This is a genomic window from Blautia hominis, assembly GCA_002270465.1.
Taxonomy (GTDB): Bacteria; Bacillota; Clostridia; order Lachnospirales; family Lachnospiraceae; genus Blautia; species Blautia hominis.
The window spans coordinates 30,600-53,079 of the sequence record NQOF01000011.1; the positions used below are offsets into that span (position 1 = coordinate 30,600).

The 22,480-nt window shown below is 46.6% G+C and carries 17 protein-coding genes; 2 read left to right on the top strand and 15 right to left on the bottom strand.

The features are described from left to right. Window positions 1–45: 45 nt before the first annotated feature. From CI595_RS24305 to CI595_RS24355, 10 genes are all read right to left on the bottom strand, one after another. On the bottom strand, window positions 46–354 hold the full coding sequence (locus tag CI595_RS24305) for a hypothetical protein (protein WP_095176189.1): 309 nt from the start codon (window positions 352–354) through the stop codon (window positions 46–48). Window positions 355–540: 186 nt separating this feature from the next. Continuing rightward, window positions 541–1,782, bottom strand: a complete 1,242-nt coding sequence (locus CI595_RS24310; RefSeq protein ID WP_095176190.1) for an ABC transporter substrate-binding protein — start codon at window positions 1,780–1,782, stop codon at window positions 541–543. Window positions 1,783–1,937: 155 nt separating this feature from the next. Then, entirely contained in the window at window positions 1,938–2,987 is a 1,050-nt protein-coding gene (locus tag CI595_RS24315; RefSeq protein ID WP_162291967.1) for an AI-2E family transporter, read from the bottom strand. Window positions 2,988–3,049: 62 nt separating this feature from the next. Further along, complete coding sequence (locus tag CI595_RS24320) at window positions 3,050–3,853, bottom strand: RluA family pseudouridine synthase (protein WP_330397485.1); 804 nt, start codon at window positions 3,851–3,853, stop codon at window positions 3,050–3,052. A 1,553-nt stretch (window positions 3,854–5,406) separates the two neighbouring features. Continuing rightward, window positions 5,407–7,695 carry a hydratase gene (locus CI595_RS24330; protein ID WP_095176194.1) on the bottom strand — a complete coding sequence of 763 codons (2,289 nt, stop codon included), beginning with the start codon at window positions 7,693–7,695 and terminating at the stop codon, window positions 5,407–5,409. Between the two features lie 92 nt (window positions 7,696–7,787). Further along, window positions 7,788–8,234, bottom strand: coding sequence for a hypothetical protein (locus CI595_RS24335; RefSeq protein WP_095176195.1), 447 nt, complete (start codon window positions 8,232–8,234; stop codon window positions 7,788–7,790). A gap of 26 nt (window positions 8,235–8,260) precedes the next feature. Next, complete coding sequence (locus tag CI595_RS24340) at window positions 8,261–9,346, bottom strand: PucR family transcriptional regulator (protein WP_065544249.1); 1,086 nt, start codon at window positions 9,344–9,346, stop codon at window positions 8,261–8,263. A gap of 164 nt (window positions 9,347–9,510) precedes the next feature. Next, window positions 9,511–10,623: an ABC transporter ATP-binding protein gene (locus CI595_RS24345; protein WP_095176196.1), complete on the bottom strand. Its 1,113-nt coding sequence runs from the start codon at window positions 10,621–10,623 to the stop codon at window positions 9,511–9,513. A 197-nt stretch (window positions 10,624–10,820) separates the two neighbouring features. Next, entirely contained in the window at window positions 10,821–13,055 is a 2,235-nt protein-coding gene (locus CI595_RS24350; protein WP_147737763.1) for a HAMP domain-containing histidine kinase, read from the bottom strand. An 88-nt stretch (window positions 13,056–13,143) separates the two neighbouring features. Then, the gene (locus CI595_RS24355; RefSeq protein WP_095176198.1) at window positions 13,144–13,842 is read right to left on the bottom strand and encodes a response regulator transcription factor; all 699 of its coding nucleotides are present in this window, start codon (window positions 13,840–13,842) and stop codon (window positions 13,144–13,146) included. Between the two features lie 347 nt (window positions 13,843–14,189). Here CI595_RS24355 and CI595_RS24360 point away from each other — a divergent pair, with 347 nt between their 5' ends. After that, window positions 14,190–14,456: a hypothetical protein gene (locus CI595_RS24360; protein ID WP_095176199.1), complete on the top strand. Its 267-nt coding sequence runs from the start codon at window positions 14,190–14,192 to the stop codon at window positions 14,454–14,456. A 46-nt stretch (window positions 14,457–14,502) separates the two neighbouring features. Here CI595_RS24360 and CI595_RS24365 read toward each other — a convergent pair whose 3' ends face one another. The 5 genes from CI595_RS24365 to CI595_RS24390 form a co-directional block, all read right to left on the bottom strand. Next, window positions 14,503–15,852 carry a glucose-6-phosphate isomerase gene (locus CI595_RS24365; protein WP_095176200.1) on the bottom strand — a complete coding sequence of 450 codons (1,350 nt, stop codon included), beginning with the start codon at window positions 15,850–15,852 and terminating at the stop codon, window positions 14,503–14,505. A 126-nt stretch (window positions 15,853–15,978) separates the two neighbouring features. Next, window positions 15,979–16,809 (bottom strand): hypothetical protein, encoded by an 831-nt coding sequence (locus CI595_RS24370; protein WP_095176201.1) that lies wholly within the window; start codon window positions 16,807–16,809, stop codon window positions 15,979–15,981. A 273-nt stretch (window positions 16,810–17,082) separates the two neighbouring features. Beyond that, window positions 17,083–17,781 (bottom strand): 5'-methylthioadenosine/adenosylhomocysteine nucleosidase, encoded by a 699-nt coding sequence (locus tag CI595_RS24375; protein WP_095176266.1) that lies wholly within the window; start codon window positions 17,779–17,781, stop codon window positions 17,083–17,085. Between the two features lie 106 nt (window positions 17,782–17,887). Next, a complete protein-coding gene (locus CI595_RS24380) occupies window positions 17,888–18,781 on the bottom strand; it encodes a dihydrodipicolinate synthase family protein (protein WP_095176202.1) in 894 nt (297 codons plus the stop codon). 337 nt (window positions 18,782–19,118) lie between these two features. Beyond that, window positions 19,119–19,529 (bottom strand): hypothetical protein, encoded by a 411-nt coding sequence (locus tag CI595_RS24390; protein ID WP_243135245.1) that lies wholly within the window; start codon window positions 19,527–19,529, stop codon window positions 19,119–19,121. Between the two features lie 156 nt (window positions 19,530–19,685). Between CI595_RS24390 and CI595_RS24395 the strand changes: the two genes are divergently transcribed. After that, entirely contained in the window at window positions 19,686–22,424 is a 2,739-nt protein-coding gene (locus tag CI595_RS24395; RefSeq protein WP_095176204.1) for a molybdopterin-dependent aldehyde oxidoreductase, read from the top strand. Window positions 22,425–22,480 lie beyond the last annotated feature (56 nt).

Here is a 22,480-nt window from a genome sequence, read left to right on the forward strand (position 1 = left end):
CAAATGTGCGGACCTGCTGAATCGTTACGTTTTCTTTTCTTTCTCTCAGACTAATTCGGAAATAATCAAATCAACCGCTTCTTTTTCCCGGCTTTTTGCCGCGCTCTTCAGCTTCTCGATTTCTTTTCCGGCCTCCAAAAGGGCCTCGTCCGTCTGCTGCTTTCCAAAAGTTTCAGCAGAATCTCTGAGTTTTTTCGCCTTCTGCTGCGCTTCGGAAACCATATCGGAATACAACTTTTCGGAAGCTAGTTTTGCTTCCTCCGAAATCTTTTCACTCTGGCGCTTTGCATCCGCAACAACGTTTGCTGCCTCCTGCTCCGCATCCCGGATTTCTTTGATTGTTCCTTCTATCACAGTATCACCACCTTCACATAGTTTAAATATTACTATGAATTATGCAATTTGTCAATTTGTTCACAATATTTTTAACCGAATTACACGAAAAAAAGTTGCCTTATTTTGGTAATCCCGATAAAAAAAGAGAGATTGTATATAATTTACACAATCTCCCCGAATGTCTTTGTTTAATTTGACTTTATCTTACTCGTATAAGTAATTCTTCAGCTTCTCATCATCCAGACTGGCTGCATCAATCCACCGATACCCCGGATTGATAAAGGAATCATTCTCCAGCCCCAGCCAAGCCCTGGCTGCCGCTACCACTGTGGCATATCCCATGCCGTACGGATTCTGGGCAATAACTCCGGCCTCTCTTCCGTTTTTGATGGCTTCCTTCTGCTTCTTGCCTGCATCAAATCCGACTACCGCCATGTCTTCTTTTCCCGCTTCCTCAAGCGCGTCCAGAACCTCATCTGCCGTCATCTGATTGGTACAGAAATAGCCTTTCAGATTTGGGTTTTCATCCAGCACTTTTGCAGCCATTTCCTTGACGGACATCTCCTCATTTTCATAGGAGACATTCACAATCTTGATCTCCGGATGGTTTGCAGCGATCTCGTCGGCAAACCCTGCTTCTCTGTCCTGGCTGCTCTCAGAACTTTCAATATGGGCCATGACTGCGATCTCACCGCTGCCTCCAATGGCTTCGCTGAGTTTTTTAGCAGCGTCCGCTCCTGCTGCCTTGTTGTCTGTGGCGCAGACAGAGTTCACAGTCCCTGTCACAACGCCTGAATCCAGCACCACAACCGGGATTCCATTCTCCTCTGCAGTCTCAAGCTGTGCCTGACAGGATTCCATATCTATGGCTGCCAGACAGAGAACCCCCGGGTTCTCAGCCAGGACCGCGTCGATGATATTGATCTGACTCTCCACATCCGTCTCATCGGACGGTCCTTCAAAGGATAGTTTTATCTTATCATCACCTTTATATTCCAGTTTTTTATTTAAATCTTTTACGGCTGCTTCCATGCCTTTTTTTACAGTTTCCCAGTAGCCTGTCTTGGTGCTCTTGACAACTACTGCAATATGGCCGCCTGCCTCCAGATCCAATCCCTCCAGGGACGTATAATCAATGGTACCGGCACTGCTCTTCAGGGTTGTCATGGTCAGATCTTCAGACATGTCAGCGTCTTTCTCTTCTTCCGCATCCTGACTTTTCTCATCCTCACCGGTATTCACTGCGTTCTCTGTATTATCTTTTTCCTCTTCCTTCTGATCCTCTTCTGTATCTTTCTGAGGTTCCCCATTACTTCCCACAACCGGTTTATCTTCGGCTTTTGCCTCTGTATTCACAGGTACCTCATTCTTATCCTTATCACCGCATCCTGCCAGGGAACCCACTGCCAGCGCGATGCATAATAAAGCAACTATCGTACGTTTCATGCCCTACCTCCAAGGCTCACACCATGCCCCTGCACGGCTTTACCAGATTTTTACATGGACTTCTCTTCATTTTAACTACGTTTCCATTATACACGAAACTATACATTAGTCCATATGCTTTTTGTAATAATTTCGTAAAATTTTCAGGAACTTTTCTATTCATTTTTCCCATAGTCCAGAAGATTCCATTCGCGTAAAATCCCGTAAATCACCAAAGCAGAGAGAGGGCCAAGCAAAAAACCTGCTCCTCCGTACAAAAAAAGTCCCAGATACACGGACAGCAGAACAAGCAGAGGGGATACACCCACTTTTTTTCCGATCAGGCGGGGTTCCAGAAACTGCCTGACGCAGCTTGTGACAAGATAGAGGGCGATACATCCAACAGCACCCACGGCATTTCCCCTCAGGGCAAGTACCAGCGCTGCGGGCACAAGAAATGTTCCTGTTCCCAATACCGGCAGGGCGTCCAGAAGTCCCAGTGCCAGCCCGGCGAGGAGGAAATGGGATGTCCCCAGTAAAAACAGTCCGGCTATGCAGAGCAGAATAATAATTCCCATGATCTTTATCTGGGCTTTGAAATATTCCGCTATTCCGTTCTTCAAATTCCGGAAAAGATTTCTGATCTTCACGAAAACCGGCCAGGAGGCGAACTGTGCTTTCCAGTCTCCGTGTTCCTGCAGGATCAAAACCGCGGATACCACGCACAGGATCAGACCGCCTACCACCACCACACACGTTTTCATGGAATCCACCGCAGCTTCCATGGACTGGCTTCCGCCAAAAAAAGAACTTCCCAGATTGTTGAGCTGCATATAAATATACTGACTGCTCTCCTGGGCCGGTATTCCCATTGTGTACTCCACCTGTCTGCAGCATTGTCCTATGATTTGGCAGAATTCTTTTTTTATTACCGGATAGTAGGAGATCAGCCGGCCAATCTGTGTGGATAGAGCCTGGAGAAGCCACATGAAGCCAAGAATGCTTCCCACTGAGAGAAGAAGGATCAGAACCGCGCCAATGCCGCCCTCTGTAAAGTGAAGTTTTCTGCAGAGTTTCCGGTCAGCCAGCCATCTGGCCGCCGGAAGTATGGCGAGTGCCAGAAGCCCACCTAATAGAAATGGGAGCATCACAGGTACCGCATATTTCATTATCAGAAATACGCCTGCGAATACTCCCACTGTTATGCCCGCCTTCTTCCATCTCATCTTCCACTCACCATACCTTATTTTTTTATTCTTCTCTATCAGTATGTGTGGACTTTTCTTACCTATACTATAGGAAAATTTCCAGAGGGCTTTACCTGGAATTCCATTTTTTTCTTTGTTTTTGGATGGATAAATGATAATTTGTATGCACATAAAGCTATGTACTGCCATTCTTTTTCTTTCCCTGCCTGAGGGTTGTATTTGGTATCCCCCAGCAGTGGGTGGCCTGCATATGCCATCTGGACACGGATTTGGTGATGACGGCCTGTCAGAAGGTGGATCTCCAGTAACGATCTGTCTTCCTCCTCTTTTAATACACGGTATTTCAGAACGGCTTTTTTACTTTGAGGTGTTTTTTGCCTGGATACTCTGGATGTGTTGGTTTTGGGGTCTTTGATCAATTCATTTTCCAGGCGGGATTCTTTTTCGGTCAGAATGCCGCTGACAGCGGCAATGTAGTATTTTTCCATTTTGCCGTTTTGGATCTGGGTGTTTAGATCTTTGGCTGCCTCTTTGGTTTTGGCGAAGACCAGGATGCCTTCCACGGGCTGATCGAGGCGGTGGATCACGGCTAGGTAGGGAGGATCGCCTTTTGAGGTCAGGTAGGTTAGGAGGGTGGATTCCAGGTCTGGGGCGTTGATCTTTTTGGTTTGGACGGGGAGGCCTGGGGGTTTGTGGCAGATTAGGAGGTGGGGGTCTTCGTATAGGATTTTGGGGGTTGTCATAGTTATGGGGTCCTTTTTGATTTTTATTGGCAAGAGGGACGGGAAATACAGGGGGATGGGGCCGGGGTGTGGGCTGTGTCCGCGTGAAGCGTTCCGCTGTCCCGAAGCTAACCTGCTCCCATACACTAAATTCGTCAGCAATGGCTTCCTCATTAAGTGTCTGGGGCAGGTGGATCTTCGTGACGCTCCACTGAAACATCACACGGACACAGCCCACACCCCGGCCCCATCCCCCTGTATTTCCCTGGTTATCTCTGTCGGTAAAATAATTAAAACCAAGCCTGATTGATAGCTTTATATTATGAAAAAAATGCTGTTGATGTGCTATGCAGAAAACGGAAGGATTGGTGTGTGACAGGGGAACTTTGTTTGCCTGAGGGTATTATAGCATAGAATTCAAAAAATGAACAACCGTCATATCTTCGATTTTCGGATACAACGGTTGTTCTAATGATCTGCGTTATTCAATTTTTTTATTCCTTTCTTTTTCTATTATTGATAAAAAATCCGGAATGAATACTGTTATTTTGTTCTTTCCTTATTCTTCTATACTTCTTTTTAATCTTCTCATTCCCTATTTATAAATCTTTCACTCTGAATTCTTAATCTCTTTGAGCTTCCTTTCATTTCTTGTATGAACGTTCTACCCAAATCCCTTTTGGACTCTGACAAAACCTTCTTTGAAATGGTCTTCACTCTTCTTGGATATTGAAATTCTGGTTATTTGATAAGATTTATTGAAAGTTCATATCAAATCTATTATGGATAATAAAAAGCTTCTAACAAATAGTTCGGGCTATTTTGTTTTCAAAACATTTCTTTATACATTTCTTCGGGATATAAAATAACTTACTTCTTTTTCAAGAACTTCTAAATACAACAGGCTTATTTCAACAAATATAACTTATTATATCTTCTACATTTTTTATATCTTTGAATGATGTATAAATACTTTGTTCTTTCAAAATATATTTCTTTACATATATCCTGAAACCTTTTTATTACTTTTGTGGTAATTGTTCAATATGAGGGCACTTTTTGATATATCACCTAACCGCTTATTTATCCTCTTAATAGGATTCTTTTTCGGTCTTATGTAGTTAGGTCTTTCTCTAGGGAACTATGCCTTACCACTCTCATATTGATAATTGATATTCGCTATTTCCAATGGAATATACCTCCTTATCAATATTTCAAATGACACCTTTTACATTACTTTTTATCCTTGGTACTGTTATTCTTTTGTACTTTTTGTATCTCTCATACGTTGTACTGTTTACATTACTCTGGTTCCTATTATGTATTCTCCATACACTTTAAGGAGATATAATGTTTTATCTTTTGTACCTTGTAGCCAACTTCTTAAATAAAATTTATCTTCTCTTAGTTAAGAATTGGTTATGTAGTAATGTGTGTAGGTGTTTTCTTTTGATGGTTATATATTACCATGGGTCGTTTTATTTGTCAATATACTTTTTGAAAAAAGTTTTGTTTTTTTATAAGTTATATCTATAGCATTATTAAGCTGTAAATTATCTGTTTTTATGTGAATTTACTATACAATTCTTGAAAAGCATAATAATTCTGAACATTGGAAATTGCCAAAATAAAACACCGTACGACACATTATTTTATCCTTCATACCGGAAATGTCTGGTTTTGTCGGATAAATCCTGTGCCGTACGGCCTTTATGTTAACCTCTGTAGTAGTTGATCAGACAGCCTTTCAGAATGATCTCACGTTCATCATCTGTCAGATCACCTATTTTAACTGTAAATTCTGTACAGGAATCTCCTGCCACATAGATTTTTATTTCCTCTGCCTTTTCCTCCACAGCCTTTCGGATTCCCGGAAGGAACAGATAATCGCCTTTCTTGAACGGCAAATCACCGGCCTTTATGAGCAGAGGAAGCATACCCCAGTTGATCAGGTTGGAGCGGTAGCGTTTGGTCGCGTATTCATTGGCAATGTTAGCCCATCCGCCCAGTACTTTCTGACAGGAAGCAGCCTGCTCTCTGGCTGAACCGTCGCCCGGCTTAACTGCGAAAATGGTGCTTCCGATCCCTGTGTTGGAGCTGTCCATATCAGGATACAGTTCTTTCAGTTTGTCCCACACCGGTTTCAGTTCAGGCACAGCTTCCAGCGGACAGTTTCCTTTCTCACGGGCTTTCTCCGCAGCCTGGATCTTTTTTGCCAGCGGTACATACTCCGGATCTTTTCTGGACAAGGTAAATTCGGCAAGTCCCAGAGGGTTGGAGCGGAAGGATGAAGTCTCGCCGGACGGGATCAATTCATCTGTTGTGGTGACCGGATCATGGATCTCGGATACCACCTTAAGCACCAGGTTCTCTGTGAGAGCCGGCATTTCAGGCCAGTCCTTGATGTTGGGACCAAACTGTATTTCTGTATCCGGGTCAGCGATGCCTTTGCTGTCAAAAACCCGGTTCTCATAAATGGCCTTGTCAAAGAAATAGCGCGGTTTTGTATATTTCACATCAAAGTCAGTTGCCGCGGTCAGATATCCCTTGTTTGCTGCAGTGGCTGCTATGGAACGGGCATCCATCAGAGCCACAGAGGAGATCTGTCCGTTCTGTACTTTGGAGCCTTCCCGGTTAGGGAAGTTTCTGGTTGAATGGCGGATGCTCAGGGCATTGTTTGCAGGAGTATCTCCGGCGCCGAAGCAGGGGCCGCAGAAGGCGGTCTTCACAATAGCACCTGTCTGCATCAGGTCTGCCAGGACTCCGTTCTTGGCAATCTCCATGTAAATCGGTGTGCTGGCCGGATAAACACTTAATGTAAAGGCATCTGAACCAATGCTGGTGCCTCTTAAGATGTCCGCGGCATCACAGATATTCTCAAATCCGCCGCCTGCACAGCCTGCAATGATTCCCTGCTCCACATACAGCCTGCCGTCATGTACCTTATCTTTCAGTGTAAAGGGGATCTTGCCGTCCAGGCTCACCTGTGCCTTCTTCTCCACATCATCCAGAATATCCATCAAGTTTGCGTTCAACTCTTCTATGGTGTAGGTATTGCTTGGGTGGAACGGCATGGCGATCATAGGTCTTACCTGGCTTAAATCCACATAGACCATTCCGTCATAATAAGCCACTGCTCCCGGAGCCAGTTCTTTGTACTCTTCTGCCCTTCCATGTATTTCATAGAAATCTTTTATGGTATCGTCTGTGGTCCAGATGGAGGAGAGACATGTGGTCTCTGTGGTCATAACGTCAATTCCAATACGGAAATCAGCACTCAGCCCGGAAACACCGGGGCCTACAAATTCCATAACTTTATTCTTTACATACCCGTTGGCAAATACAGCGCCGATAATAGCCAGAGCAACATCCTGAGGTCCAACGCCCGGCATGGGCTTTCCGGTGAGATAAACACCTACAACCTCCGGCCTGTGTATATCATAAGTCTTTCCTAAAAGCTGCTTCACAAGCTCCGGACCACCCTCACCCATAGCCATTGTTCCCAGGGCACCATAACGGGTATGGCTGTCGGAACCCAGGATCATCCTGCCGCCGCCTGCCAGCATTTCCCTTGCGAACTGATGGATCACTGCCTGATGAGGCGGCACGTACATTCCGCCGTAGCGCTTTGCACAGGTCAGACCAAACATATGATCATCCTCATTGATGGTTCCGCCCACTGCACACAGAGAGTTATGACAGTTTGTCAGCACATAGGGAATGGGGAATTTTTCAAGCCCGGAAGCCCTTGCCGTCTGAATGATTCCTACAAATGTAATATCGTGGGATGTGAGTTTATCAAATTTAATCTTTAAATCATCCATATTCCCGGATGTATTATGTTTTTCTAAAATAGAGTAAGCCATTGTCTGCCTGGATGCCTCTTCCCTGTCAAGAGACGCTGCACCTGTCATCTGCGCAACAGCATTTGCTGCCTGGGGACCATCTTCCACCAGATCGGTCCCATTCACCAACCAGACACCGCCATCATAAAGTTTCACCATGATATATCCTCCTTGTCACTAATTTGTATCATTGTATACACTTATACAGTTCTTTTCTATTATACGGATTATCACGCTAAAATGCAAGCATTTTATCTCTCTATCGCTTTATTTAATTCAAGTGCCCTTACCGTCCGCATACCTTGTTCCGACAAGTGACTTCCATAAAGGGATGTAGCACGGTTTCCAATAAAATACCAAATAGGGATGCAGCACGATTTCAAATAAAATACCAAATAGAGATGCAGCAGGATTTGCAATAAAATACCAAATAGGGATGCAGCACAATTTTCAATAAAATACCAAATAGGGATGCAGCACGGTTTCCAATAAAATACCAAATAGGCATGCAGCACGATTTCAAATAAAATACCAAATAGGCATGCAGCACAGTTTCCAATAAAATACCAAATAGGCATGCAGCACAGTTTCCAATAAAATACCAAATAGGCATGCAGCACAGTTGCCGGCAAAATACCAGAGCCGGAAAAGGCTGCGAAAAAAGCTGCCACATACCCCGGGTGGATTCCCCGCGGCATATGGCAGCTCTGGCATATGATCCTCTTTAATCCTGTTTTTTCATAAATTCCATATAGCTGGAAACCATCAGCGCAATTTTGAATGTCAGTGCATCGTCAAACACTCTGATGTCAAGCCCTGTACTTTTCTGGATCTTCTCCAGTCTGTATACCAGTGTGTTCCTGTGCAGGAATAACTGACGTGAGGTCTCTGATATGTTCAGGTTATTGTCAAAGAATTTGTTGATCGTGTTTAGTGTCTCGTCATCCAGGGATTCCGGCAGTTTTCCTCCGAACACCTCTTTCATGAACATTTCACACAGAGGCATGGGAAGCTGGTAGATCAGACGGCCGATACCCAGGTTGTTGTATCCCACAATGGTTTTCTCCACATAGAAAATCTTTCCTACATCAAGGGCCATTTTGGCTTCTTTATAAGAGCGTGATACATCCTTTATCTCATGGATAATATTACCGTATGATACACGCACCTGTGACATAGCCTCCGCATTGAGCATATCCACGATCATTTTGGCGATGCTCTCAATGGACTCATAATTGTCGGTCTCCTCCAGGGTGCGGACAATTATTATATTTTTCTCATCAATCGCTGTAATGAAATCATTGGTTCTGGACACAAACAGATTCTTCAGGATCTCAATGGCATCCTGGTCCTTCTCATTTTTGGTCTCAACCAAAAGCACTACTCTCTTGGCCTCCACCGGGATGTGCAGCTTCTTGGCACGATTGTATACATCAACCAAAAGCAGGTTATCAAGGATCAGGTTCTGGATAAAGTTAGATTTATCAAAACGTTCTTTGTAAGCCACTATCAGATTCTGGATCTCAGCAACCGCTACACGGCCAATCATATAGGCGTCCTCATTGCCGCCTTTTGCGATCAGAATGAACTCCACAGACTGCCCGTCGTAGATTTTGAAGAAATGGTAGCCTTTCATTACCTGGCTGTCCGCCATTGATTCCACAAAGCCGGACACATCACCGAAATCCTCGTTCTCCACCGGAAATGTAGTAGAGTTTACCTTTCCATCCACATCCATAACACAGAGATCTATTCTCGTTATGGTTCTCAATTCTTCTAATGTCTTCTGTATCACCTGGCTTGAAATCATAGTTCTTCTCCTTCTGCGCACTTGTCAAAATACTAATATATCAATTACTATAACGTATTTTCGACAAAATATCAATTTTTTATTTTCATACAAAAGCTGGACGTCCCTGAGATATAAAAACTGCCGCAGATAAATCCGCGGCAGTCTGTATCTTTTCATAACAATTAGTTTGTAATTACCTGTTCTGTTTCTTTGTCGAATACATGAATCTTTTCCAGATCCAGAGAGAATTTAACAACATCGCCTGTTCTGGCTGTTGTACGCGGATTAACTCTTGCTGTCATCGGGAATCCTTCTGTGTCGAAGTATAAGTAAACCTCAGCACCAAGTAATTCGTAAACAGTGATCTTACCTTCGATCACGCTGCCCGGGAATGCCTGGATACGAGCTTCATCATCGTATACATGCTCAGGACGGATACCCATAACAACTGTCTTTCCATCATAACCGCCGTCGATCAACGGTTTTCTCTTGGAAGCAGGTAATGCGATCGTTGTTCCGCCAACTACCAGTTCAACTTCGCTGCCTTTTACGTGGCATACTGCATCCATCATGTTCATCTGCGGAGAACCGATGAATCCTGCAACGAACAGGTTCTTAGGAGCGTTGTATAAGTTCTGAGGAGTATCAACCTGCTGTACAATACCGTCTTTCATAACAACGATCCTTGTACCAAGTGTCATAGCCTCTGTCTGGTCATGTGTTACATAGATAATGGTTGCACCTAATCTCTCATGCAGTTTGGAAATCTCAGTACGCATCTGTACACGAAGTTTAGCATCCAAGTTTGACAGAGGTTCATCCATCAGGAATACTTTAGGCTCACGTACGATAGCACGTCCCATAGCAACACGCTGTCTCTGACCACCGGAAAGAGCTTTCGGTTTACGGTCTAACAGTTTCTCCAGGTCAAGGATCCTGGCTGCTTCTTTTACCATCTTATCAATCTGGTCTTTCGGAACTTTTCTCAGTTTCAGACCGAATGCCATGTTGTCATATACGGTCATATGCGGATACAGAGCGTAGTTCTGGAATACCATTGCGATATCTCTGTCTTTAGGTTCTACATCATTTACAACTTTATCACCGATTTTTAATGTACCGCCTGAAATCTCTTCCAGACCTGCGATCATACGAAGTGTTGTAGATTTACCACAACCTGAAGGACCTACGAAGATGATGAACTCTTTATCTTCAATTTCAAGGTTAAAATCTTTTACTGCTTCGAATCCGTTTGGATATGTTTTGTTAATATGCTGTAATGATAAGCTTGCCATTTTCATTTCCTCCTAATTGTTACGCGTCTCTTTGCTTTGATTAACTGTTACAAGTATAACACTGCCACCCCGTTTTTTACCATAGTTCAATTAAACAAAGATTAAATAAAGTCTTTGTTATCATCTCCAAGGAATTACACCCCATTGGCAATTTACCGAATTTTTTATTCTTCAATATACAACTTGCACAATGGATATTATTTCTCCATATTTTCTCCGCAGCCCGTGGACTCTATGGGAAATATAAGGGTAGTCTTAAACAAATCCCCATCCAGATAGATGATAAACCGGCCTCCCATAAGCTCCACAAGGTTCCTGGCAATGGAAAGTCCCAGGCCGCTGCCCTCTGTGCTCCTGGATTCATCCCCCTGGATAAACCGCTGGGTAAGCTCTTCCGCATCAATATTGAGAGGCTGCCTGGAAATATTCTTCAGGGAGAAGGCGACCCTGCCTTCCTCTATCCTCATGTCCGCATATACACGGCTCCCAGGAAGGGCGTACTTGACAATATTGCCATAGAGGTTCTCCATAACCCGCCACAAGGCTCTCCCGTCAGCCCGGATATAAACCCGCTCCTTAGGCATACTGCTCACAGTCTCCAGACCGCGGCTTTCGAGCTGCTCAAAGAATTCCCCCTGCACCTGCTGCTGGAACTCCTGATAGTCCATCTGCTCCGGCTGGATATGGAAATTGCCGGAGTTGATCTTGGATACTTCGATCAAATCCTCCATAAGTATTTTCAAACGCTGGGTCTTTTTGTCCAGCACATCCACATACTCTTCAATCTTGGGGTTCACAGTCTTCTCCCGCTTTAACAGTCCGATATAGCTGATCATGGAAGTGAGGGGCGTCTTCAGGTCATGGGAGACATTGGCTATCAAGTCCGTCTTTCTGCGTTCATTGTGCACGCTCTCCTGCACAGCCTTTTCCAGATTGTCGCCGATCCTGTTAATGTTGCCGGCGATTTCCGCATTTACCCCTTTCAGGTTCTCTGTAGGCAGTTTATATGCAAAATTATCCTGGGTGATCTTCCGCACACCATCCAGCATCTGCTCTCTTGCGGAGATCTCTTTCAGGATATGTCCGCCCGCGTACAGATTCAGGAACACCAGGACCACACCGCCCACGGTCCCTGCATGACATAGCAGATAACTGATGACCGTATAGGAAACAAACCCGGCCAGTGCCAGCGCCGCCCGCTTTCCGCCCCGGATACCTGCTTTATAGTTTTCAATGATCTGGTTAATAATGCTCCCTCTGCCAAGGGTCCCGGTCTTCCCTCTGCGGAGGATGCTCAAAACTCCTGCCAGCAGAAACGCATAGATGAAAAGAAGCAGGATCACATTTGCAGTAGCCTTTGGAGGAGGCAGGACTTCCTCCAGGCTGTTCCTGACGATCCATGCTCCAAGGTACAAAAACAGTCCCATGGGAACCAGCAGAAATTCAATGGCAATCTTATCAAAATACCTGCCGATCCCTTTTCCCTGTCCGGCTCTTTTTATGGTCAGCACACAGAGGATCATCAGGGAAATGAAAAACGCGGCAGCGAATAACACCAGCCCCTTTGGAAAGGTTTTGATAAACCAGGACCATTTATGATAAAACTGACTGCCGCCCCACAGGTAATCCTTGGCTGCAAATGTCCGGTCGATCCAGACGGAGAGGGTGACGTTCTCCATATCCACAATATCCTGATTGAGCTTCTTGATAATATCATACCGCATTTCATAAGACAGCGGGACATCTGTATCCAGAAAGAAGGTGTCTCCCTGAAACAGAATATGCGCGGCATTCTGCCGGTCCTCCTCCCCGGTACAGTTGGTGTAGACCTTGCCTGTCTCACGGTTTTCAAACCTGTATTTTATGTTCGTATTCTCAGACCTGAACCTTTCTTTGTCTTTCAGATATACCGGCATATCCGCGTCAATCTTCAGCAGGCACACAGCAAGTCCGGAGGAGCAGTGTACCTCGCTTGCCCTTTTCACATTTTTGTCCGACATGACAAATTCCAGAATGCTGTCAAACCCCTGAGGAGCATAAAGTTCGTCCAGAGTCCCTTTGATCTCCCTTAATTGACTGAAACTGTACAGGCTCTTGTCATTCTCCTGGATGTAATTCCTCCACCACTGATAGCTCTCATTCTCCTTGCTCCAGTCATAAAGGTGCTGGAGCTTATACACAAGACCGCTTGTATTACTGCCGCTTATGCTGCCCTGCTCCGAGTATTCCAGGATATCCACCAACTTATCCGGGTCGTACTCGCCGTCCGTCTCAAAATCATTCCTGAGACGGATATAATCAATCAGTTCGGATACCTCATTCTCCACATTCTGGGCGTAATCCCTGGTCCTGTAATAGGGCGGTGTCTCCCCTGCAAGCCAGCCCGGATCCTGCCATACCTGATAATAGTCGGCAATGATAATGTAGATCATCACTATTATTGCAAATAAAAAATGCAGGATCAGTGTCCCTGGATAACAGAACGGACGCCTATTCCTGCCGGGTCTTTTCTCTTTTCTATTACGAAATATTGTCAATTTTGTATCCCACTCCCCAAACAACTTTCAGATACCTCGGGTTTTTTGGATTCAATTCAATCTTCTCTCTGATATGCCGGATATGTACTGCCACCGTGTTGTCAGCGCCTATGGCTTCCTCATTCCATATATTACGGTAAATCTGCTCGATAGAAAATACTTTGCCTTTATTCTTCAGAAGAAACAAAAGGATATTATATTCAATGGGGGTAAACCGCACCCCTTTGCCATCCAGGGTTACTTCCTTCGTATCATCGTTCACAAGCAGTCCCCCGGAAAAATAAATGTGCTCCCCCTGCCCTTTCGGCATATTTCCCAGTTCGGTGTAACGCCTTAACTGGGATTTCACCCGGGCTACCAGTTCCAGGGGATTGAAGGGTTTTTCCATATAGTCATCTGCTCCCGCATTAAGCCCGGCGATCTTATCCTCATCCTCTGTTTTGGCTGTCAGGCAGATAATGGGGATACTGGAAAATCTGCGTATCCGGGTGATTGCCTGTATTCCGTCCATTTCAGGCATCATGATATCCACCACCAACAGGTGAACCTTCTCCCTGCGCACTGCTTCTACAGCTTCTATTCCATCATATGCGCACAGTACCTCATATCCTTCCTCCGAAAGATAGAGCTCTATGGCACGAACGATCTCTCTATCATCATCACAAACAAGTATCCTGAACATGTAACCACCTCTTGTCATTATTTTGCTATCGGGCACAGCATCCTGCCAGGGATGCCTGTACCCTGAATCGTCTCAGGACGTGGCGTCACTGCTGTAAATCCATTATACCATTATTTCTACATTTACCGTAAAGAAACGTAGATAAATTCCATAAAATTAAGAAATACTTAAAGAATACATATTAAATATACAGATAATGAACTTTTCTTCTGTATACAGCATTAACAAAACAACGACTTCAGGCAATTCCTAAATCAGCAGTAATTCTTTATGTATTACTTTACATATGTTGAATTCTTTTTTATAATAATACGAATTAGACAAATTCAATGGAAAGGAATTTTATTATGTTTCGTTTGATGGGAACAATCTATAAAGACACACATATGATCAAGAGTACCGTTATATGCGATGAGACGGATACCAACCGCACCAAAAAAGTATTTCACTGTCTGGATGCCATATGCTATGAGTTCGATCTGGAAAAGCCGCTGTGGCTGGATGTGAATATCAAAGATTTCCAGAAACACGCAAAAGCGCGTTTTAATCAGGATAATTTTATTGAGGTATTGGATTTTGATTTTCTGGAGATCCAGGTAATCGAAGAGGGATAAAAAATGGCCTGCACGGAAGTTGTGAACTTCCGCACAGGCTTTTTTATTAAAGTCTTTTCAGTAACTCTTCTCTTCTGTCCTCGTATCCCGGTTTTCCAAGGAGTGCGAACATGTTCTTCTTGTAGCTCTCAACACCAGGCTGATTGAAGGGGTTCACACCTGTCAGGTAACCGCTGATACCGCAGGCAAATTCAAAGAAATAAAACAACTGTCCGAGATAGAACTCATCCTGTTTCGGGATTTTCACCATCAGGTTCGGTGTATTGCCGTCTGTATGGGCAAGGATGGTTCCGTTCATAGCGCTCTTGTTTACAAAGTCCATGCCCTTGCCTGCCAGATAATTCAGGCCGTCCAAGTCATTGTCTGCCTCTTTGATGGCAAGGTCTTCTTTCGGCTCTTCGATGGCAAGAACTGTCTCAAACATGATTCTGGAGCCGTCCTGGATAAACTGTCCCAGGGAGTGCAGGTCTGTGGTAAAGTCCACGGATGCAGGGTAGATACCCTTCTGATCCTTGCCTTCGCTCTCACCGTATAACTGTTTCCACCATTCTGCCACATAGTGCAGGGTCGGCTCATAGTCAGCCAGAATCTCAACGGATTTGCCTTTTCTATGAAGAATGTTGCGGACTGCCGCATACTGCAGAGCGTCATTTTCCGCATACGGAGTATTCAGTGCCAGTTCTCTTCCGGATGCTGCACCTTCCATGAGCTTGTCAATGGAAACGCCGCTCACTGCGATCGGCAGGAGTCCAACGGCTGTCAGCACGGAGAAACGTCCTCCAACGTCATCCGGAACTACGAAGGTCTCATATCCTTCCTCAGTTGCCAGGGTCTTTAATGCACCCTTCGCTTTATCTGTTGTCGCATAAATCCTTTTTGCTGCTTCTTCTTTTCCGTACTTGTTCTCAGCCATTTCTTTGAACACACGGAAAGCAATTGCCGGCTCTGTTGTTGTACCGGATTTTGAAATGACATTGATGGAGAAGTCTCTGTCTCCGATAACCTCAGCAAGGCCTTTTACATACGCACCGCTGATGTTATTTCCTACATAATAGATTTCCGGAGCTTTACGGGCTTCTTTTGTAAGGTTGTTATAAAATGGATGGTTCAGGAAATCAATGGCAGCTCTCGCTCCCAGGTAGGAACCGCCGATACCGATCACAAGCAGCACATCGGAATCTCCTTTGATCTTCTCTGCTGCTTTTTTGATGCGGTCGAACTCTTCTTTGTCGTAGTCTACCGGAAGGTCGATCCAGCCCAGGAAGTCATTTCCAAGACCGTTTTTGGATACCAGAGTTTCTTTGGCCGCTTCCACCATTTTTTCCATTGCTGATACTTCTTCTTCGCGGATCACATTGGCGGCTTTTGAATAATCAAATGTAACTTTATTTCCCATTGCTCTCTTCTCCTTTTTCCTGTCGTTTGCCTGAAGCTGACCTGACAAAACGTCAAGACAGCATGTCCGGCTTTACTTGAACGTTGTCATTCAACAAATATAGTTTAGCAAATGATGGGAGGTTTATCAAGTTAGAAATTCCTTTATCACATCTTTGACGATGGCCTCCTCCTCTTTGTTCAGGAGATGACTGTACCGTTCATCTGTGGCTGCCGCTTCCCGGATGCGCTCTTCCACCTTCTCGGCCCGGGTGTCTTTATCCTGACCGCGGCGGTCCGGCATGGCGCGCTCCTTCTGGGCTTTCAGCCGCTGTTCCTGCTGGATCTGTTCCTGTTCCTTTGCCTTTGCTCTTGCCCTTCTGCCGGTCTTTCCCCCTTTCGCTGCCCTGGCAGCTTTGGAGTTAGAGCTCTGACGGACCGGTTCGATCTGGATGACCTTCTGGCTGTCACCCTTCTGGTTTTCCATATAATCCAAAAGATTTGTCTCAATAACCTCCTCCTGGAATCCCATGGATATGACCATGCGGATTAGAAGAAGCACAATGCCCATGACCGCTGCGCTGCCCACGAGAAGTCCCATAGCCGGGAAATCACGGGTGATGACCGGAAATGAGATCCGTTCCAGGCCTGTCCTCCTAAGCCACAGCACCCCGGCACCCGCTGCCAAAAAAGAGAGGACAAAAGTATACCAGGATACCCCTTTCATCTGCCGAAGGGTTATCGGTCCTATCTTTCGTCCTCTCATCCGCCTTGTGAGATACACAGCGGGGTTATGTATCGCTGAATCGTCTTTTACATTTCTCTGATATTCCAGCAGAAACTGCTGCAGCCATTTGTCTTTTACCGCCGGAATGTTTTTCATATCCCGGATTACTCTTCTGTTGCTCCCGTAGATTGCCAGTACGCTGAACAGGCTTAATAACCCCATCAGCCAGGTGCCATAATAAAATAAGTGCACAGTAAATCCTCCTCACTATTTCGGCGCGCAAAAAGCTCGCTCTTTATGGCATTCATTATATAGCAACCCAGGCGTTTTGAAAACAAAAATCGTGCGTCAAATGGCGACAAAAGCCGCCTTTTCGTTACTGTACACAGGCCACTGTACCGGGAGGCGTTTTCATGCCGAAAGCATAAAAATCCCGAGGCGGCCAGCGCGATATGGGGCAGAATGCTCCATATCTGTGCATCGCGAAGCGTGTTACTGGACATGGAGTGTACAGTAACGCCTTTTCTATAGTCTCTCCACCATGCTCTCCACCAGATTTACGGTGTGGCGGATCGCCTCTCTTTCAAAGGCGGGATAGTCCATATGGGCGCTGTCATCCGCCTTGTCGGAAATGGCCCTTATGACCAGATAGGGGATCTGATTGAGGTACGCAGCCTGTCCGATGGCCGCCCCTTCCATCTCTGTACAGTATCCGCCTGTATTCTCAATGATCCGGTCTTTCAGCTCTCTTTTGGCTACAAACTGGTCGCCGCTCACCACACGGCCCTCAAACACCCGGATATCGGGATTGACCCGACGGCAGACCTCCGCGGCCAGGCTGCGCAGCTGTTCGTCCGCAGGAAACGCCAGCGTGTCCATTCTGGGAACCTGGCCGATGGGATAGCCGAACTCCCTGGCATCCATATCGTGCTGCAGGGTATCTGTGGAGAGGACAATATCACCGATATTGATCTCCGCCCGCAGTGAGCCTGCCACACCGGTGTTGATGACAGCATCCACGTGAAAATCATCCGCCAGGATCTGGGTGCAGATACCCGCATTGACCTTGCCGATCCCGGAGCGCACGATCACAGCCTCCCTGCCGTTTAACCTGCCGCTGTAAAACTCCATGGACGCCTTTTTCTCTACTTTCACGTCCGTCATCTTTTCTTTCAGGATTGCCACTTCTTCCTCCATGGCTCCTATGATCCCTATATGTTTCATTATGATGATCCTTTTGTAACTGTACAGTGCCTGCACAGCTGCATCCTTTCTGTCATTTATGATCACGGTTCACACGTCACTGTCTTGCAGGTGTCTTGCTGCAGGTTCAGATGATCTCCGCCTGTTTCAGTATTTCCCTGATCTTCTCTGTCTCATTCTCATCCGCGGAAAGCAGAGGCGCCGCACAGGCAGGATCCATCTCCACGCCGCACAGGACCATGGCCTTTTTGATAATAGGTATAAACTGCTCCGCCACGTCGTAGATCGCCATCAGGCTGTCTATCTTCTGCTGATATGCCTGCATGGCCGCCAGATCATTATTTCTGGCCGCTCCGGCAAATCCTGCTGCCACAGCCGGAGCAAAGTTGGAAAGCCCTGCAATACAGCCGTCCCCGCCGCTTAACACATTATGGGCAAAGAACTCGTCAAAACCGGAATACACCAAAAATTCCGGAAACTCACGCTTAACAGCCTGGATTATGGCACGGGTATGTCCCATAGTTCCCACAGTATCTTTGATCCCCACAATATTCTTATGTCTGCGCACCAGACCCAGAATCACTTCCGGTTTTAAATCGTATCCTGTTCTTGCAGGGAAATTGTAGAGCAGCACAGGTCCGTTCACACGGTCCGCCAGGCTGTCGTAGAAATTTTCCACCGCGCTGTCAGGCAGATTGAAGTAATATGGGGAAATCACCATCACACCGTCCGCCCCGGCATCCAGGGCAAAATTGGAAAACTCCACGCACTCCTCAAACTCCATGCTGTTGGTACCGATGTAAACAGTGACTCTGTGGTCAATGCAGGCCACTGCTTCCCGCACCATATCTTTCTTTTCCTCCATGGGCAGCGCGAAAAATTCACCGATGCTGCCGAAAATCAGGATCCCGTCTATGCCTCCCTGAATCAGGTGTTCATAAATCCTTTTATTGGCCTCTGTATCAATATGTCCGTTCTCATCCAGTGCCGTCACTACCGGTGTAATCCATTTTGCTTTCATTGTCTTCTATCCTCTCTGTTATTTGGTAAAAATTATAACACGCATTTTCCCATGAAACAACTTTCCGACGTGAGTTTTTATCCGGCTTTTTCTTGTAACTATTCAGTAGGTCTGGGCATTCACTGCGCTGACTGTAAGAAAGTGTACCACGGCCAAGCAAAAATCCTATCGCCAAAGGCGATCCTGCATGGATTTTTGTCTGTAACTGTGAGGGTACTGAAGAGTTACTTTTTCTTTATAAAACTTCTCTGCGGCATTGCGAAAAAGCTTGACTGAACCCCTATTTATATGTACAATATTTATATAATAGGTATTATTTTCCAACATTTTTTCGTCATTATTCATGTAAACCGTGACCTTTACATGGGCTGTGGTCCTCTCCCTGACCGGTAATGTCAGACACCTTGTCCGCTGCTGTCTCAGAGAAAAACACGATCTCGGAAGGTTCCCCGGAGACATTTTCCCCGCGAAGTACCAGTCCGTTGCTGTTTTCCCTGTATGTAAGCGGCAGCAAACGGCTGTATACGCGTCCCTCTGCCTCATCCTGCACATGGACGGTAACCTGGGATGCCCGGATGTATTCCGTGTCTGCATTCCCATACAGCAGTTCCATTCTGGCATCCAGGGCCTGCAGGATCTGTCTGTGAAGCTCACCTGACTGCCTGGGATCCTCCGCGCCGGCTGCGGCCATAAGGTAATCCAGCAGTCTTGCTACCTGAAGTTCAATCTCCTGATATAAATTCTCCATGTTCTCTCCTTTCTCTCCGCCATCTTGTATATCTGCTATTATACAGGAAGAACAGCGGAAAGAAAAGATGTGATACACTGCTACTTACGAGACATAATACCCCCCTGCTACCAGAACAGCCTGAAGGAACTGATAACAGCCAAAGGAGGTATCCATATGATCAAAAAAGTATTGAAAATCAACGGTCTGCCCCGCACTTTAATTGTAAATGAGGAAGATTCCCTTGCCAAGGTCCTCCGTGAGCAGATGATGCTGACGGGATGTAAAGTAGGCTGCGGTCAGGGCCAGTGCGGTACCTGTACTGTCATCGTAAACGGTAAGGCAGTCCGCTCCTGTATCATGAAGATGGGCAGGCTGGAAGATGACTCGGAAATTGAAACCATTGAGGGTATCGGCACCATCGACAATCTCCATCCCCTTCAGGTGGCCTGGATGGGACACGGATGTGCCCAGTGCGGGTTCTGTTCACCCGGATTTATCATGTCCGCCAAAGTTCTTCTGGAAGAAAATCCTTCCCCCACCCGTGAGGAAGTGCGCCACTGGTTCCAGGTACACAGGAATCTGTGCCGCTGTACCGGATATAAACCTCTGGTGGATGCCGTTATGGACGCGGCTAAAGTCCTGAGAGGCGAAATGAAAAAAGAAGACCTGATCTTCAAGCCGGTGGGCAACAAGATACTGGGAACCAGCTATATCCGTCCGTCAGCCCTGAAGAAAGTAACCGGAACCTGGGATTACGGCGCTGACATGGCGCTGCAGATGCCCCCGAACACGGCACGGCTGGCGCTTGTACAATCAGAGATCCCCCATGCAGTCTTAAAGGGTGTTGATCATTCCGAAGCAGAAAAGATGCCCGGCGTAATCAAAGTCATCACCGCAAAGGATGTAAAGGGAAAGAACCGCATCAGCGGCCTTATCACATTTGCCAACAACAAAGGGGACGGCTGGGACCGCCCGATCCTCTGTGATGAGAAGATTTTCCAGATAGGGGATGCGGTGGCCATGGTAGCTGCCGACACGGAGGAACACGCAAAGGAAGCGGCAAAGAAAGTCAAACTGGACCTGGAACCTCTTCCCGCCTATATGAGCGCACCGGAAGCAATGGCTGAGGATGCCATTGAGATCCATCCAGGAACACCGAATATTTACTATGAGACCAACTGTATCAAAGGGGAGGAAACAGGCCCGATCATGGAGTCTGCGCCCTACGTGGCTGAAGTGGAGACCTACAGCAGCCGCCAGCCTCACCTTCATCTGGAACCGGACTGCGGTTTTGCTTATATAGATGAGGAGGGCAGGCTTACCGTACACTCCAAGAGCATTGGTATCCACCTGCACTCTGCCATGATCACTGCCGGCATCGGTATTGAACCGGACAAATTCCGGCTTGTGCAGAACCCCTCAGGCGGAACCTTCGGATATAAGTTCAGCCCCACCATGGAAGCCCTTCTGGGCGTTGCCTGTCTGGCGCTGGACGGACGTCCCTGTTCCCTGGTTTACGATATGTACCAGAATATCACCTATACCGGAAAACGCAGCCCGGCCTTTATGAACATCCGTATGGCGGCAGATGAAAACGGCAGATTCCTGGCACTGGAAGGTGACAATTATATTGACCACGGCCCGTACTCCGAGTTCGGTGACCTGCTGACCATGCGTCTGTCACAGTTTACAGGTGCAGGATATGACATCCGTAATATCCGCAACAAAAGCCAGACCGTATGTACCAACCATGCCTGGGGCTCCGCCTTCCGCGGTTACGGTTCTCCCCAGTCCTATATGGGCTCTGAGGTCTGCATCGATGTTCTGGCAGAAAAGATGGGCATTGACCCCTTTGAGCTGCGGTACCGCAACATTTACCGGAAAGGAAGCGGATGCACCACACCTACAGGACAGGAACCTGAAGTGTACTGTCTGGAGGAAATGTATGAGAAAGCGCGGCCTGTCTACTATGAAGCAAAGGAAAGGCTTGCAAAAATGAACACTGACAAGTTCCGGTACGGCGTAGGCTTTGCCAGCGGCATCTACGGCTGCGGCCTGGACGGCAAGGACAGTTCCTTTGCCAATATCCGCCTGAATCCTGACGGAACCTGTACGGTCTACAACTCCTGGGAAGACCACGGACAGGGCGCTGATATCGGTGCGCTGACCATGGCCCATGAAGTTCTCAGGGAAGCCGGATTCACACCGGAAATGATCAAGCTGGTGCAGAACGATACAGCCCTCACACCCGCATCCGGACCTGCGGGGGGAAGCCGTTCCAATGTGGTTACGGGTAATGCCACACGTGTGGCAGCGGAAATGCTTTTAAATGCCATGAGAAAGGACGACGGAACCTTCCGCACCTATGAGGAGATGACAGCGGAAAACATCCCCACTTACTATGAAGGCACATGGGCTGCCGCAGCCTGCACGGACTGCGACCTGGAGACAGCCCAGGGTGCACCGTTCAGCAATTACATGTACGAACTGTTTATCCCTGAAGTGGAAGTCAACATGGAAACCGGAAAAGTGCGTGTCATCCGCCTGACCACGGTATGCGACTTTGGAACCATTATCAACAAGATCGTGGTGGACGGCCAGGTCTACGGCGGCTGTACACAGGGTATCGGACTTGCGCTCACTGAGGACTTTGAGGATTACAGCAAACATACCACCTTAAAAGGATGCGGTATCCCTTATCCTGAGGATGTACCTGATGACTTCAATATCATATATACGGAAACCTCCAGGCCTTTAGGCCCGTTCGGGGCATCCGGCTGCGGAGAAGGCCCGCTCACTGCCGGCCATCCGGCTATATTAAGTGCCATCTATAACGCCACCGGCGCAAGGGTACTGGAAATCCCCGCACGGCCTGAAAAGGTAAAAGAAGCCATCAAAGCTTTGAAACAGTAGTTTAAAAACACCCATAGGAGGGCGCTTCGGCGCCTTCCTTACATAAAAGGCAGGAG